Genomic DNA, 14,516 nt, shown 5'->3' with positions numbered 1-14,516 from the left:
GTGTGCACGAGAACCGCCTGTGGATCGGCGACGGGGTTTTACCCCAGCTCATCCACAGCGAACCCACCGGTGGATAACCGGTCTGACCTGCCCATACTCTGGTTCTCCACAGTTTGCACAGGTGCGATGAAGACGATGAGTTATCTCTTCTGAAAGAACAAAAACCAATCATCACCGTTGGACTTCCTGTGGATTGGTCGACAGCTGCCGGGACAGACCCGTCAGCAGCGACGCGATCCACGGGGTCGGGCACACAGCCGATACGCTCGCGCCCTAAGGTGCGATGGGTACCCCCACGCCAGGCGGGTCGGTGGGCAGCGTCCGGCATGAGAGAGTTGACGACGTCGACGTCGACGCGGAGGCATTGATGAAGTTCCGAGTGGAGCGCGACGCGCTCGCCGAGGCCGTGGCCTGGACCGCGAAGAGCCTGCCCAACCGGCCGTCCGTACCGGTGTTGGCCGGGGTGCTGTTGCGCGTCACCGACGGCAGCCTGCAGGTGTCCGGCTTCGACTACGAGGTCAGCAGCCAGGTCACCGTGGAGGTGCAGGGCGACGCCGACGGCGCCGCGCTGGTCTCCGGGCGGCTGCTCGCCGAGATCACCAAGGCGTTGCCCGCCAAGCCCGTCGACATCGCCGCAGTGGGGGCGCATCTCGAACTGGTCTGCGGCAGCGCCCGGTTCACCCTGCCCACCATGCCGGTGGAGGACTACCCCACCCTGCCCGAGATGCCGGCCAGCGCCGGCACGGTCGACGCGGCTGCGTTCGCCGCAGCGGTGGCACAGGTGGCGGTCGCGGCCAGCCGCGACGAGACGCTGCCGATGATGACCGGGGTACGCATCGAACTCTCCGGCGGCAACCTGGCCATGCTCGCCACCGACCGGTACCGGTTGGCCCTGCGCGAGATGGAGTGGAACCCCGACGACCCGGAGATCAGCCTGAACGCGCTGGTCCCCGCCCGGACGCTCAACGACACCGCCAAGACCCTGGGCCCGCTCGGCGGCCAGGTCGTGCTGGCGCTGTCCCAGGGCGCCGCCGGCGAGGGCATGATCGGCTTCTCCGGTGGCACCCGACGCACCACCAGCCGCCTGCTCGACGGCGCCAACTACCCGCCGGTCCGTTCGCTCTTCCCGGCCAGCCACAACGCCGAGGCGCAGGTGCCGGTCAGCACCCTCATCGAGGTGGTCAAGCGGGTCGCCCTGGTCGCCGAGCGCGCCACGCCCGTGCTGCTGAGCTTCAGCGCCGACGGGTTGGTGGTGGAGGCCGGCGGGACCGAGGAGGCCCGGGCCAGCGAGGCCATGGAGGCCACCTTCACCGGCGAGCCGCTGACCATCGGGTTCAACCCGCAGTACCTCATCGACGGGCTGGCCAACCTCGGCACCCAGTTCGCCGTCCTGCACTTCGTCGACGCCTTCAAACCGGCGGTTATTTCCCCCGCCGGCGAGGATGGCGAGCTCATTGGTGGGTACCGGTACCTCATCATGCCGATCCGCGTGTCCCGCTGAGTCGGCAGAGCACAGCCGTACCCACGAAAGGTCACCAGAGATGCAGCTCGGCCTGGTAGGACTCGGCCGGATGGGCGGCAACATGCGCGAACGGTTGCGCGCCGCCGGTCACGAGGTGGTCGGTCTGGACCACAACCTGGAGCGCAGCGACGTCGCCAGCATGGCTGAGCTGGCCGAGAAGCTGGACGCACCCCGGGCGGTGTGGGTGATGGTGCCCGCCACCGTCACCGACGCCACCATCGACGAGTTGGCCGCCGTGCTCTCCGCGGGCGACCTCATCATCGACGGCGGCAACTCGCGGTTCAGCGAGGACGCCCCACGGGCGGAGCGGCTGCACGAACGCGGCATCGGCTACGTCGACGTGGGTGTCTCCGGCGGGGTGTGGGGCCGACAGAACGGCTACGGCCTGATGGTCGGCGGCGCGCAGGAACACGTCGACCGGCTCATGCCGATCTTCGACGCGCTCAAGCCCGAGGGCGATTACGGCTTCGTGCACGCCGGCCCCGTCGGTGCCGGTCACTACGCCAAGATGGTGCACAACGGCATCGAGTACGGCCTGATGCACGCCTACGCCGAGGGCTACGAGCTGATGGCCGCCTCCGAACTGGTGACCAACGTGCCGGGCGTGATCAAGTCCTGGCGGGAGGGCACCGTGGTCCGCTCCTGGCTGCTGGACCTGCTCGACCGGGCGCTCGACGAAGACCCCGAGCTGACCCAGCTCAGCGACTACACCGAGGACACCGGTGAGGGGCGCTGGACGGTGGACGAAGCGGTCCGTCTCGCCGTGCCGCTCAACGTCATCACCGCCGCGCTGTTCGCCCGGTTCTCCTCCCGGCAGGACGACTCCCCGGCGCTCAAGGCCGTCTCCGCACTCCGACAGCAGTTCGGCGGACACGCCGTACGCAAGCCCTGAGCGGCACCGCGACCCCGTGTACGTACGCCGGCTCGAACTGGTCGACTTCCGCTCCTACGAGCGGATCGGCATCGACCTCGAACCGGGTCCGAACGTCCTGATCGGTGCCAACGGCGTCGGCAAGACCAACCTGGTCGAAGCGCTCGGCTACGTCGCGACCCTCGACTCCCACCGGGCCGCCACCGACGCCCCACTGGTGCGGATGGGGGCCACCGCCGCAGTGATCCGCTGCGCGATGGTGCACGACGGCCGGGAACTTCTGGTCGAGCTGGAGATCGTCCCCGGCAAGGCCAACCGGGCGCGCCTCGGCCGGTCCCCGGCCCGCCGGGCGCGGGACGTGCTGGGCGCGCTGCGGTTGGTGCTATTCGCCCCGGAGGACCTCGAACTGGTCCGGGGCGACCCCGCCGAACGCCGCCGCTATCTCGACGACCTGTTGGTGCTGCGGCAACCCCGCTACGCCGGGGTACGCGCCGACTACGAGCGGGTGGTCAAGCAACGCAACGCCCTGCTCCGCACCGCCTACCTGGCCCGCAAGACCGGCGGATCCCGGGGCGGGGACCTGTCCACCCTCGCCGTCTGGGACACCCACCTGGCCCAGCACGGTGCCGAACTGCTCGCCGGGCGGCTGGAACTCGTCGCCGCCCTGGCGCCGCACGTGACCAAGGCGTACGACGCGGTGGCAGCGGGCCGTGGCGCGGCAGGGATCGCCTACCGGCCGTCGGTGGACCTGCCCGAGCCCACCACCGACCGCGAAGCCCTCGCCGCAGCGCTCACCACCGCACTGGCGGAGTCCCGCTCCGCCGAGATCGAACGCGGCACCACCCTGGTCGGCCCGCACCGCGACGAGTTGACCCTCACCCTCGGCCCACTGCCCGCCAAGGGCTACGCCAGCCACGGCGAATCGTGGTCGTACGCACTCGCGCTCCGGCTGGCCGGCTACGACCTGCTGCGCAACGACGGCATCGAACCGGTCCTGGTGCTCGACGACGTCTTCGCCGAACTGGACGCCGGCCGCCGGGACCGGCTCGCCGAGCTGGTGGGCGGGGCCAGTCAACTCCTGGTGACCTGTGCGGTCGCCGACGACGTGCCGGTCACCCTGCGTGGCACCCGGTACGAGGTGACGGAGGGGACGGTGCGTCGTGTCGACTGAGCCACCACAGCCGAACCCGGACAGCACGCCCCCGGGCCAGTCGCGTGACCTTCCCCGGGGGCGCGGTGTGCGTACCGCCGCCGGGAGCGGCACCGGCGACGGCGGCCGAGCCGACCGGTCCACCGGACACCCGGCGGAGTCGGCCGCCGCAGCGGTGCCGGCGGTGTCCGGCGACAGCGTTCCGGACGACGTCTCCGGCCCGCAGCTGGCACGCGCGGTGCTGGACGCGGCGAAGGCGCGGCGGGAAGCCGCCGGTCGTCCCCGCCGCCGCACCGCGACCGGCGGAGGCGACGGCGAGCGCCGGTTGCGCGGCTACTCCGGCCCCGGGCCGGACCCCCGCGACCCGCAACCCCTCGGCGCGGTGCTCAACCGGCTGGTGAAGGCCCGTGGTTGGCAGCAGCCAGCCGCCGAGGCCACCGTGTTCGGCGCCTGGGAACGGGTGGTCGGCTCGGAGGTCGCCCAGCACAGCCGACCGGTCAAGCTGGAAAACGGCGAACTGACCGTCGAGGCGCGGTCCACCGCCTGGGCGACCCAGCTACGCCTGCTCGCCGGTTCGCTGTTGCAGCAGATCGCCCGCGAGGTGGGCCACAACGTGGTCCGCAAACTGCACATCCACGGCCCGGCTGCCCCGTCCTGGTCACGTGGTCCACGCCGGGTACGCGGCCGGGGCCCGCGCGACACCTACGGCTGACCGGTCGCGGCCCGCTGGCCGGGCCGCGACGTCCGTCGCCGTGGCGGGCTAGGTCTGGGCCGCGCGGCGGGGTGCCGCCGACTCCGCGTAGACGGCGAACCCGTTGTCGGCGCACCGCCGGTAGAAGGCGGCCAGCACGCTCAGCTCCGCGCAGGTGAAGGTCCACTGCGGGGCGGCGCCGCTGTCGTCGCGCAGCGCGTCCAGCCGGCTGTCCAGCCACCGGAGCTGCTGCTCGGCCAGGCGTCCGTCAGCCAGCAGCGAACGCAGCACGGTACCCACCGACTCGAAGGTGACCGCCTCACCGTGCGGCCGGTGTGCGGCGACGAAGCGTTCGATGCCGCCGGCGATCCAGCCGCAGCCGTCCGGATCGATCACCGGATCCTCGTCCTCGGCCGCGGCGTCTGTGGCGTAGAGCACACCGTCGAGTCCGAGGATCAGATCCACCACCTCTGTGTACGCGGTGGCTCGGACCGTGCCTGTCTTCGCGATCAGCTCAGCGAGCGCGGCGGTCGGCGCCGAGATCCCCTTGACCTCGACGATGTCGCCGAAATCGACGAACTCGGCCGGTGCGACCGGGTCGTAGAAGCGGCCGGTCCGCGGCCACTGAACCGCGACGTTGTCCAGCCCCATCTGGTGTCACCTCTCAAGGCACGGGCGAGTGGATCGGGTCGATCGTCCGGTTCCAACGTTGAAAGATCAAGGCCGCTGCGGCAACCGGAGGGTCACGGATCGCCCGTCCCGGGTCGTACCCACCGGTACCGCCCACCTCTCCCGGCGAGTCCCGGCAGCGCCGTCGCGCGACAGATCCGTTGCGCATGCCCTGGCGTGTAGGGGGAGTCGCGGACAGCGCGATTCGGGCCGCTACGGAGATCTGAGCCGCTGCGATGGGGTGCCGAGTGGTGGTTCTATCGCCCGCGCACAGTAAGATTGGCGTGAGACGAAGACCCGGTGCGGAGTGACGGGTCGCGGGTCCGGTGCGGGCTCACGATCATCCGTCCGACTCGGGTCGAGCCGATCGCGATCCGCGGGCAACCGCGGCGACCGGCGCGTTCGACCCGTACCCCGGAATTGTCCCCGGTGCCGGTCCGCGTGCCGACGTCGCGTCTGTCCGCCGAACCCGCGACCGACGTGCCCTGAGGGCGCGCCGGTCGCGAGAAAGTGGCCGAGGGTGGCAGCGCAGGACAATCAGCAGTACGGCGCCGAGTCGATCACCGTCCTCGAAGGTCTGGAGGCGGTCCGCAAGCGGCCCGGCATGTACATCGGTTCGACCGGCGAACGCGGTCTGCACCACCTCGTGTGGGAGGTCGTCGACAACGCGGTGGACGAGGCGCTGGCCGGCCACTGCGACACCATCGACGTGGTGCTGCTCGCCGACGGCGGCGTCCGGGTCACCGACAACGGCCGGGGCTTCCCGGTCGACCTGCATCCCAAGCTCAAGAAGCCGGGCGTCGAGGTGGCGCTGACCGTCCTGCACGCGGGCGGCAAGTTCGACGGCAAGGCGTACGCCGTCTCCGGCGGCCTGCACGGCGTCGGCGTCAGCGTGGTCAACGCCCTCTCCACGAAAATGGCGGTGGAGATCCACAAGGACGGCTTCGTCTGGCGACAGCAGTACCACCACTCCAAGCCGACCGCCCTGGAGAAGGGCGAGCCGACGGACCGTACCGGCTCGGCGGTCTCCTTCTGGCCGGACCCGGACGTCTTCGAGACGGTCGACTTCGACCTGCAGACGATCTACCGCCGGCTCCAGGAGATGGCCTTCCTCACCCGTGGCCTCACCATCCACCTGCTCGACGAGCGGGTCGCCGAGGGCGAGGAGGGCAAGCTTCGCGAGGTCACCTTCAAGTACGACGGTGGGATCGCCGACTTCGTCCGTCACCTCAACGCCTCGAAGACGCCGATCCACAAGACCGTGATCGAGTTCGGTGCCGAGGAGGAGGGCATGGCGGTCGAGATCGCCATGCAGTGGAACGAGTCCTACGGCGAGTCGGTCTACACCTTCGCCAACAACATCAACACGCACGAGGGCGGCACCCACGAGGAGGGCTTCCGGGCCGCGTTGACCTCGGTCGTCAACCGGTACGGCGCGGAGAAGAAGCTGCTCAAGGGAGACGAGAAGCTCTCCGGCGAGGACATCCGGGAGGGCCTGGCCTCGATCATCTCGGTCAAGCTGACCAACCCGCAGTTCGAGGGTCAGACCAAGACCAAGCTGGGCAACACGCCGGTGAAGAGCTTCGTCCAGCGGGTCTGCAACGAGTGGCTGGTCGACTGGCTGGACCGCAACCCGGCCGAGGCGAAGATCATCATCACCAAGGCCTCCCAGGCGGCCCGCGCCCGGATCGCCGCCCAGCAGGCGCGCAAGCTGGCTCGGCGCAAGTCGCTGCTGGAGTCCGGCTCGATGCCGGGCAAGCTGGCCGACTGCCAGTCCACCGACCCGCGCGAGTCCGAGGTGTTCATCGTCGAGGGCGACTCGGCAGGTGGTTCGGCCAAGCAGGGGCGGGATCCGCGTACCCAGGCGATCCTGCCGATCCGCGGCAAGATCCTCAACGTGGAGAAGGCCAGGATCGACCGGGTCCTGAAGAACAACGAGGTCCAGGCGCTGATCACCGCGCTGGGCACCGGCATCCACGACGACTTCGACATCGAGAAGCTGCGGTACCACAAGATCGTGCTGATGGCCGACGCCGACGTCGACGGTCAGCACATCCAGACCCTGCTGCTCACCCTGCTGTTCCGCTTCATGCGCCCGTTGGTCGAGCTGGGCCACGTCTACCTCGCGGCCCCTCCGCTCTACAAGATCAAGTGGAACAAGAAGGGCGATGACGCGCAGTACGCGTACTCCGACCGGGAGCGCGACGGCCTGATCGCCCTGCGTCAGCAGAAGAAGCCGAACGCGAAGCCCGACGACATCCAGCGGTTCAAGGGTCTCGGCGAGATGAACTACCCGGAGTTGTGGGAGACCACGATGAACCCGGCCACCCGTACGCTGCGCCAGGTCACCCTGGACGACGCGGCCACCGCCGACGAGCTGTTCAGCGTGCTGATGGGCGAGGACGTCGAGGCGCGCCGCTCGTTCATCCAGCGCAACGCCAAGGACGTCAGGTTCCTGGACATCTGACGGACCGGGCGGCCGGACCGGATCTCCACCACCGGCCCGGCTGCCCGGTCCACAGAGTTATCCACAGCTTGGTCGGTATCCACAGCGGTTATCCACAGCGCAAAAGCGACACTCAGTCTGATAAGGGTTAACAGTGACCGATTCCCCCGAGTCCACACCCAACGAGCCCGAGGTCCCCGAGACGCCGGCCGCCGTCGTCTCACACGACCGGATCGAGCCCGTCGGGCTCGAGGTGGAGATGCAGCGCTCCTACCTCGACTACGCGATGAGCGTCATCGTCGGGCGGGCGCTGCCGGACGTCCGGGACGGGCTCAAGCCGGTCCACCGCAAGATCCTGTACGCCATGTTCGACTCGGGCTACCGGCCCGACCGTGGCTACGTGAAGTGCTCCCGGGTCGTCGGCGACGTGATGGGCCAGTTCCACCCGCACGGCGACTCGGCCATCTACGACGCCCTGGTCCGGATGGCCCAGCCCTGGTCGCTGCGCTACCCCTTGGTCGACGGCAACGGCAACTTCGGTTCGCCCGGAAATGATCCGGCTGCGGCGATGCGTTACTGTCTGGCAGGTAATGTCCGGATTGGCACTGCTCTTGGTAGCGTCCGGATCGACCAGGTGGTGCCCGGCGCGGCGGCGAGCAGTGAGACCGACATCGACCTCAAGGTCCGCGACCGCAACGGCGACCTGGTCCGGGCGTCGAAGTTCTTCCACTCCGGCGAGCACCCGACGCTTCGGCTGCGCACCCGCGAGGGGTACGAGCTGACCGGTACCCACAACCACCCGGTGCTCTGCCTGGTGGACGTGGCCGGCGTGCCGACCCTGCTCTGGAAGCTGCTCGCCGAGATCTCCCCCGGCGACCGGGTGGTCCTTCAGCGCAGCGTGCCGGACGAGATCGGCTACCCGATGCTGGAGCACGTCGAGGCCGCCGTCCTCGCGGGTGCCCTGGTGAGCGAGGGCTGGATCTCGGATGAGTGGGTCGAGTTCGCCAACACCGACCGGCAGTTCTTCACCCGCGTCGTGGCTGCCTTCGACCTGGCCGTTGGGGGCAAGCGCTGGTTCGGCGAGGAGGTCATGCCGTCGGGCAAGACTCTGAACCGTGTGCGCGCCAGTATCCAGCAGTTCGCGACTACGGCTCTCGGCGAGCTGGTCGGGGCGCGGAGCGCCGGCAAGTTCGTGCCGGAGTTCGTCTGGCAGGGGCCGGCCGCGATCAAGCGGGCCTTCCTTCAGGCCCTTTTCGAGGGCGACGGCTCCTCCTCGCTGCTGCCGCGTAACACCATCCAGATCAGCTACTCCACCCGCAGCGAGCGGCTGGCCCGCGAGGTCCAGCAGTTGCTGCTGGAGTTCGGCGTGATCAGCAAGCAGTGCCGGTACGACAACGGTGAGATCAAGGTCGTCATCACCAACCGCCGCGACGCGCGGATCTTTGCCGCCCAGGTCGGCTTCCTCGGCCGCAAGCAGGCCAAGCTGGAGTCGGAACTGGAGTCGGTGCCGACGAGCAGCACCGCGCTCTCCAGCGACCACGTGCCGCTGGTCGGCGATTTCATCCGGGCACACGGCGCCAGCCGATGGACCGAGCGGGACTGGTTGCGCCGGCACAACGTGGACCGGATCGAGCGGTGGGAGCGGGACCGCGACGAGATCGCCGCGCGGATCACCAACACCGAAGTGCTCGAGGTGGTCGAGCCGCTCGTCGACGGGCGCTTCTACTACGCCGAGGTGGCCGAGATCGCGGACGCCGGTGTGCAGCCGGTCTACAGCATCCGGGTCGACACGGACGACCACTCGTTCGTCTCCGACGGGTTCGTCAGCCACAACACCGAGTGCAAGCTCGACCCGCTTGCCATGGAGATGCTGCGGGACATCGACGAGGACACCGTCGACCTGCAGGACAACTACGACGGTCGGGCCAAGGAGCCCACCATCCTGCCGTCGCGGATCCCGAACCTGCTGATCAACGGCTCCGAGGGCATCGCGGTCGGCATGGCCACCAAGATCCCGCCGCACAACCTGCGGGAGATCGGCGCGGCGGTGCAGTGGTGCCTGGAGAACCCGGAGGCCGACGAGGCCAGCACCCTCGAAGCGTTGCTGGAGATCGTCAAGGGCCCGGACTTCCCCACCCACGGTCTGATCGTCGGCCAGGCCGGCATCCAGGACGCGTACCGCACGGGTCGTGGCTCGATCCGGATGCGGGCCGTGGTCGAGGTCGAGGAGGACAAGCGCGGGCGGCCGGCGCTGGTGGTCAGCGAGCTGCCGTACCAGGTCAACCCGGACAACCTCGCCGAGCGGATCGCTGAGCTGATCAAGGAGGGCAAGCTCGGCGGCATCGCCGACATCCGCGACGAGTCCTCCGGGCGTACCGGCATGCGGATCGTGCTGGTGCTCAAGCGCGACGCGGTCGCGAAGGTGGTGCTGAACAACCTCTACAAGCACACGCAGCTCCAGGAGACCTTCGGTGCGAACATGCTGGCGCTGGTCGACGGGGTGCCGCGCACGCTGAACCTGGCGCAGTTCATCCGCTACTACGTCGAGCACCAGATCGAGGTGATCCGGCGGAGGACGGCGTTCCGGCTGCGTAAGGCCGAGGAGCGGGCGCACATCCTGCGTGGTCTGGCCAAGGCGTTGGACGCGCTCGACGAGGTGATCGCCCTGATCCGGCGTTCACCCACGGTGGAGGATGCCCGCCAGGGCCTGATCCGGCTGCTGGAGATCGACGAGATCCAGGCCACCGCGATCTTGGACATGCAGCTGCGTCGGCTCGCCGCGTTGGAGCGGCAGCGGATCCTCGACGACCTGGCGAAGCTGGAGCTGGAGATCGCCGACCTCAAGGACATCCTGGCCAAGCCGGAGCGGCAGCGTCGGATCGTCTCGGAGGAGCTGGGCGAGATCGTCGCCAAGTGGGGCGACGAGCGACGCACCAAGATCGTCCCGTTCGACGGCGAGGTCTCGATGGAGGACCTCATCGCCCGCGAGGACGTGGTCGTCACGATCACCCGGACCGGGTACGCCAAGCGGACCAAGGTCGATCTCTACCGTTCGCAGCGGCGGGGCGGTAAGGGAGTCAGCGGCGCCACGCTGCGTCAGGACGACATCGTCAGCCACTTCTTCGTCTGCTCGACGCACGACTGGATGCTGTTCTTCACGAACAAGGGGCGGGTGTACCGGGCCAAGGCGTACGAGCTTCCGGAGGCCAGTAGGGTGGCCAAGGGCCAGCACGTGGCCAACCTGCTCGCCTTCCAACCGGACGAGCAGATCGCACAGATCATCGAGATTCCGAACTACCAGGTGGCGCCCTACCTGGTTCTGGCGACGAAGAACGGCCTGGTGAAGAAGACGCGGCTTGAGGAGTTCGACTCCAACCGATCCGGCGGCATCATCGCGATCAACCTGCGCGATGAGGACGAGCTGGTCGGTGCTGCGCTCGCGGGCCCCACCGACGACCTGCTGCTGGTCTCCAAGAACGCCCAGGCGATCCGGTTCAACGCCACGGACGAGGCCCTGCGTCCGATGGGCCGGGCCACCTCCGGTGTGATCGGGATGCGCTTCAGCGAGGAAGACGAGCTGTTGGCCATGGAGGTCGTCCGGGAGGGTTTGGACGTTCTGGTGGCCACGAACGGTGGATACGCGAAACGTACTCCGATCGAGGAATACCCGGTGCAGGGTCGGGGAGGTAAGGGTGTGCTGACTGCGAAGATCACCGAGCGGCGCGGTGGTCTGGTCGGTGCTGTCGTGATCGACCCGGACGACGAACTGTTCGCCATCACCAGCAACGGTGGCGTCATCCGGACTCCGGTGAAGCCTGTACGCCGTACGCGTGACCGGAACACAATGGGGGTCAAGCTGATGGACCTTCCGGATGGCGTGACTATCGTGGCGATTGCTCGCAATGCCGACGAGCCTGACGAACAGGACTAGTTGAATGACGGAGACACAGGCGAAGTCGGGGAACACGGGGACCTCGGCCAACCCGGTCGACGAGGAGGCCGCGCAGAACGGCACGCCAACGACCGGCCGCGCGGCCGTAGGCCGGGCCACAGTCCCCGCCGACGCGCCTGCCCCGAAGTTCACCCGGGCTCCCGGTATGGCCCCGCCACCCGACAAGCCGACAGACGCCTCGGAGGGCGACGCCGCCGAGGAGAAGGCGACCGAGGGTGGCAGCGCCCCGGACGTCACCACGGCCTCCGTCGGCAAGCCGTCTCCTGCTCAGCCGGCGGCGACTCCGGCGGGCAAGCCCTCCGTGGGTACCACCGGCGTCCTGCCTCCGGCCAGCACCGGCACGACCGGCACCCAGCCCAGGGTCACCGGGGTCGGTCCGAAGCCGGACGCGACCCGGCCGTTCGGGCTCGGCCGCCCGGCCAACGGCGGTGGGCTGCCCCCGGGGGTCAGCCCGGCGGTGGGCGCCGCGCGGGTCGGCGAGGCGGTACGCGCCGCGCGTACCTCGGTCAGCTCTGCGGCCTCGCGCGGACCGCGCCGGGCCCGGCTGAACCTCAAGCGGATCGACCCGTGGTCGGTGATGAAGTTCGCCTTCGCGGTGTCGGTGGTGTTGTTCATCGTCATCGTCGTGGCGACCTCGGTGCTGTACCTGGCGCTGGACGCGATGGGCGTGTTCACCAGCGTGAACGACAGCCTCGGTGACCTGGTGAACGCCGGTGGCGGCCAGAGCACCGAAGGCTTCCAGATCACGGCACGTGGTGTGATCTTCAGTTCGGCGTTGATCGGTCTGGTCAACGTGGTGCTGTTCACCGCGCTGGCCACCCTCGGGGCGTTCGTCTACAACGTCTGCGCGGACCTGGTGGGCGGCATCGAACTGACCCTCGCCGAGCGCGACTGACCTGATCTCAGACGCCGGCCACACCACCTCGACCCGGTGGTGTGGCCGGCGTCTTTCGGTGCTCCGGCCAGCCCGGATGCCGCCGGGCCTTCGGTAGGTGACGGCCGGGCCGACGTAACCCGATGTACCGGAACCGGGTACTCGGGTAGGTTCAGGGGCGACGCGAGGGCCGGTGCGCCCGGCCCCGATTTGGGGGCCGCTGGGCGGATGGGTTAACCTTGCTCGTCGCTACGCGGGGCTATAGCTCAGTCGGTTAGAGCGCAGAGCTGATAACTCTGAGGTCGCTGGTTCGATTCCAGCTAGCCCCACCGCACATGGTCCGACGGCACGTCGAGCGTGAGGGGCAGCCCCGATGGTCAAGAAGCTGTTGATCCTGGTCGGCGTCGTCGGAGTGGCTGCATTGGTGGCCAAGAAGGTCAAGGAAGCCAACGACGAGCGTGCCCTCTGGCACGAGGCCACCACCTCGCCGGACCTGCGCTGACGGCTTCCTTCTGACCTGAGGGCGGAAACGTCCGGTACGGGGCCCTAGCTCAACTGGCAGAGCACTGCCTTTGCAAGGCAGGGGTTAGGGGTTCGAGTCCCCTGGGCTCCACCAATACCACCCGCTACCTGCGGTTTCTCTCTTGAGTTGATCGACTAGTACAACGTCAGTACAGATCAGTTGTGATCTTGATTGGCGAGGGCCGACCGCAGGACGCTCCCGACGATGCCGCGCGACCGGTCTCGCTTCGGCCACCAATGGACGTACGTTTCCAGCGTGATCCGCAGGGTCTTGTGTCGCAGCATCCGCTGTACCTCCTGCGGTTCGGCGTGGTTGGTGATCAGCGTCGTGGCGAAGAAGTGCCGCAGAGCGTGGAAGGTGCCGTGCTCCTTCGGCCAGCCAGCAGCCGCACGCCAGTCGGCCCACTCCCGCGACCAGGTCCGATCGGTGAACGGGTTCCCGCGCGTGGTGGTGAACAGCAGCGGCACCGACCGACGCACTGGACTGCCCGCGGTGAGGTCGACCAGCTCGACCGGGACGGGCGGGAACTCCCGGACGTGCTCGGCGAGGACCTGGCCGACGACGGGATCCAGGTCGAGGGTGCCGGAGGAGCCAGCTTTGGGCTCGCTGAGATAGAACCCGTCATGCTGGCGAGGCGCGTACCGGAGTTGCTGCGCGACGTGCAGCTCGCTGCGCTCCTGGTCGATGCAGCGCGGACCGTCTTCCACACCGAGCGCTTCACCGAGGCGGTAGCCCTGGCCAGCGCCGAGCCAGATTGCCGCCCGGTAGCGGGCCGGTACCACGTCGAGCAGCGCCAGAACTTCACGCTCGGTGGGAACCCACTTCGGTGCCCGAGAGTAGCCCCGAAGCACCTGGGAGAGCTTGACGCCATCACAGGGGTTGTCCGGGATGATTTTGTCGGTGACGGCGGCGTTGAGCACCGTGTCGAGCAGCTCGAAGTAGAGCTTGAGCGATGTGGACGGCGTACCTTCGGCCAAACGGCGAGTCAACCACTCCAAGACCGAGGTCAGGTTGATTGCCCGCAGCGGACGGTCACCGAATGCCGGGTAGAGGTGACACCGGAGGTTCGACTCGACCCGCTTGCGGGTTTCCAGCGCGCTCCGCGCGGCGCGGGCCGGGCGCGGTAACCGGCTCCTGACGGAGCCGCCGCCCCGCCCGCCTTCGGCGGCGGGGCGGTAAGTCAGCCGGCCCGAAACCCACGCCCGCCCCGCGCGTCACCCACTGGTTCCGTGAAGGGAACCGGTGACGAGTCCCGGAGGTCGACCGGGACCAGGACGACAACGTCCTACCTCACGTCACGCATTCAGCCTCACGACGAGAACCGCGGACCGGTCGACAGCCGGGCCGGGCGAGTTGCCGAACGGAATCACGCCGACCGCTCACGGGTCCGAGGTGGGGAAGAGGTGAAGGTGGGGGAGGGAGCGGAGGGTGGGGCGGGGTTGGGGTCAGAGATTGTGCCTCCGGCGGGGGCCAGACGACTCCAGGATGGAGTTGCCGAACGGTTCCGGTCGTGGGTGGTAGTGGTTGGGGGATGCCATCCCGTCCACCGCCGACCCAGGCAAGCCGAGCAGACCAGGGCCAGGGTGACAAGGTGGAGCGCCCTACCGGACGAACGACCTTGGCACCCTGGCCCTGGCCCGCTCCACGGTGTGTGGGTCGGCGGCAGACGGGATGCCACGGAGGACGAGGTGGCGCTCTTGTACGTGGCCCATCTAATCAGAGAGATTCTCTGTGATGCCTGAGTGCGTGTTTGAGATGAGGTTGGTCAGGTCCGGTTGAAGGTGCGGCGGGCTTGTCGGTGTGCCGGTTGACCACGGG

The 14,516-nt window shown here is 68.8% G+C and carries 10 protein-coding genes and 2 tRNA genes; 10 read left to right on the top strand and 2 right to left on the bottom strand.

The features are described from left to right. Nucleotides 1–367: 367 nt before the first annotated feature. The 4 genes from dnaN (at nt 368) to ACLQ2S_RS20360 (ending at nt 4,255) form a co-directional block, all read left to right on the top strand. Nucleotides 368–1,501, top strand: coding sequence for a DNA polymerase III subunit beta (gene dnaN / locus ACLQ2S_RS20375; RefSeq protein WP_155221702.1), 1,134 nt, complete (start codon nt 368–370; stop codon nt 1,499–1,501). Nucleotides 1,502–1,541: 40 nt separating this feature from the next. Further along, nucleotides 1,542–2,414 (top strand): phosphogluconate dehydrogenase (NAD(+)-dependent, decarboxylating), encoded by an 873-nt coding sequence (gnd, locus tag ACLQ2S_RS20370; RefSeq protein ID WP_155221703.1) that lies wholly within the window; start codon nt 1,542–1,544, stop codon nt 2,412–2,414. 16 nt (nt 2,415–2,430) lie between these two features. Next, complete coding sequence (gene recF / locus ACLQ2S_RS20365; RefSeq protein ID WP_425702322.1) at nt 2,431–3,564, top strand: DNA replication/repair protein RecF; 1,134 nt, start codon at nt 2,431–2,433, stop codon at nt 3,562–3,564. A 154-nt stretch (nt 3,565–3,718) separates the two neighbouring features. Next, nucleotides 3,719–4,255, top strand: a complete 537-nt coding sequence (locus tag ACLQ2S_RS20360) for a DciA family protein (protein ID WP_309223830.1) — start codon at nt 3,719–3,721, stop codon at nt 4,253–4,255. 48 nt (nt 4,256–4,303) lie between these two features. On the opposite strand, the gene ACLQ2S_RS20355 is transcribed toward ACLQ2S_RS20360, so the two are convergent. Further along, entirely contained in the window at nt 4,304–4,885 is a 582-nt protein-coding gene (locus tag ACLQ2S_RS20355; protein WP_155221704.1) for a hypothetical protein, read from the bottom strand. Nucleotides 4,886–5,423: 538 nt separating this feature from the next. On the opposite strand from ACLQ2S_RS20355, the gene gyrB reads away from it, so the two are divergent. The 6 genes from gyrB (at nt 5,424) to ACLQ2S_RS20325 (ending at nt 12,791) form a co-directional block, all read left to right on the top strand. Next, nucleotides 5,424–7,370 (top strand): DNA topoisomerase (ATP-hydrolyzing) subunit B, encoded by a 1,947-nt coding sequence (gyrB, locus tag ACLQ2S_RS20350; RefSeq protein ID WP_309223826.1) that lies wholly within the window; start codon nt 5,424–5,426, stop codon nt 7,368–7,370. A gap of 133 nt (nt 7,371–7,503) precedes the next feature. Continuing rightward, entirely contained in the window at nt 7,504–11,280 is a 3,777-nt protein-coding gene (gene gyrA, locus ACLQ2S_RS20345) for an intein-containing DNA gyrase subunit A (RefSeq protein ID WP_425702321.1), read from the top strand. Between the two features lie 4 nt (nt 11,281–11,284). After that, on the top strand, nt 11,285–12,196 hold the full coding sequence (locus ACLQ2S_RS20340) for a DUF3566 domain-containing protein (RefSeq protein ID WP_425702320.1): 912 nt from the start codon (nt 11,285–11,287) through the stop codon (nt 12,194–12,196). A 234-nt stretch (nt 12,197–12,430) separates the two neighbouring features. Continuing rightward, nucleotides 12,431–12,504: transfer RNA gene (locus tag ACLQ2S_RS20335), tRNA-Ile, on the top strand. A 44-nt stretch (nt 12,505–12,548) separates the two neighbouring features. Continuing rightward, entirely contained in the window at nt 12,549–12,677 is a 129-nt protein-coding gene (locus ACLQ2S_RS20330) for a DLW-39 family protein (RefSeq protein WP_230462884.1), read from the top strand. Nucleotides 12,678–12,715: 38 nt separating this feature from the next. Next, a tRNA-Ala gene (locus tag ACLQ2S_RS20325) sits at nt 12,716–12,791 on the top strand. 62 nt (nt 12,792–12,853) lie between these two features. Here the strand turns inward: ACLQ2S_RS20325 and ACLQ2S_RS20320 are convergent. Next, nucleotides 12,854–13,675 (bottom strand): site-specific integrase, encoded by an 822-nt coding sequence (locus ACLQ2S_RS20320; RefSeq protein ID WP_425702319.1) that lies wholly within the window; start codon nt 13,673–13,675, stop codon nt 12,854–12,856. Nucleotides 13,676–14,516: the final 841 nt, after the last annotated feature.

Source organism: Micromonospora sp. DT48, from assembly GCF_049844495.1.
Classification (GTDB): Bacteria; Actinomycetota; Actinomycetes; order Mycobacteriales; family Micromonosporaceae; genus Micromonospora.
Note: the sequence above shows the minus strand (reverse complement) of the source record. Positions and strands in the feature narration are given on the sequence as shown.

Excerpts from the sequence above, each read along its gene's own strand:
- dnaN (WP_155221702.1), top strand. The coding sequence starts at position 368 with ATGAAGTTCCGAGTGGAGCGCGACGCGCTCGCCGAGGCCGTGGCCTGG.
- gnd (WP_155221703.1), top strand. The coding sequence starts at position 1,542 with ATGCAGCTCGGCCTGGTAGGACTCGGCCGGATGGGCGGCAACATGCGC.
- ACLQ2S_RS20355 (WP_155221704.1), bottom strand. The coding sequence starts at position 4,885 with ATGGGGCTGGACAACGTCGCGGTTCAGTGGCCGCGGACCGGCCGCTTC.
- ACLQ2S_RS20340 (WP_425702320.1), top strand. The coding sequence starts at position 11,285 with ATGACGGAGACACAGGCGAAGTCGGGGAACACGGGGACCTCGGCCAAC.
- ACLQ2S_RS20330 (WP_230462884.1), top strand. The coding sequence starts at position 12,549 with ATGGTCAAGAAGCTGTTGATCCTGGTCGGCGTCGTCGGAGTGGCTGCA.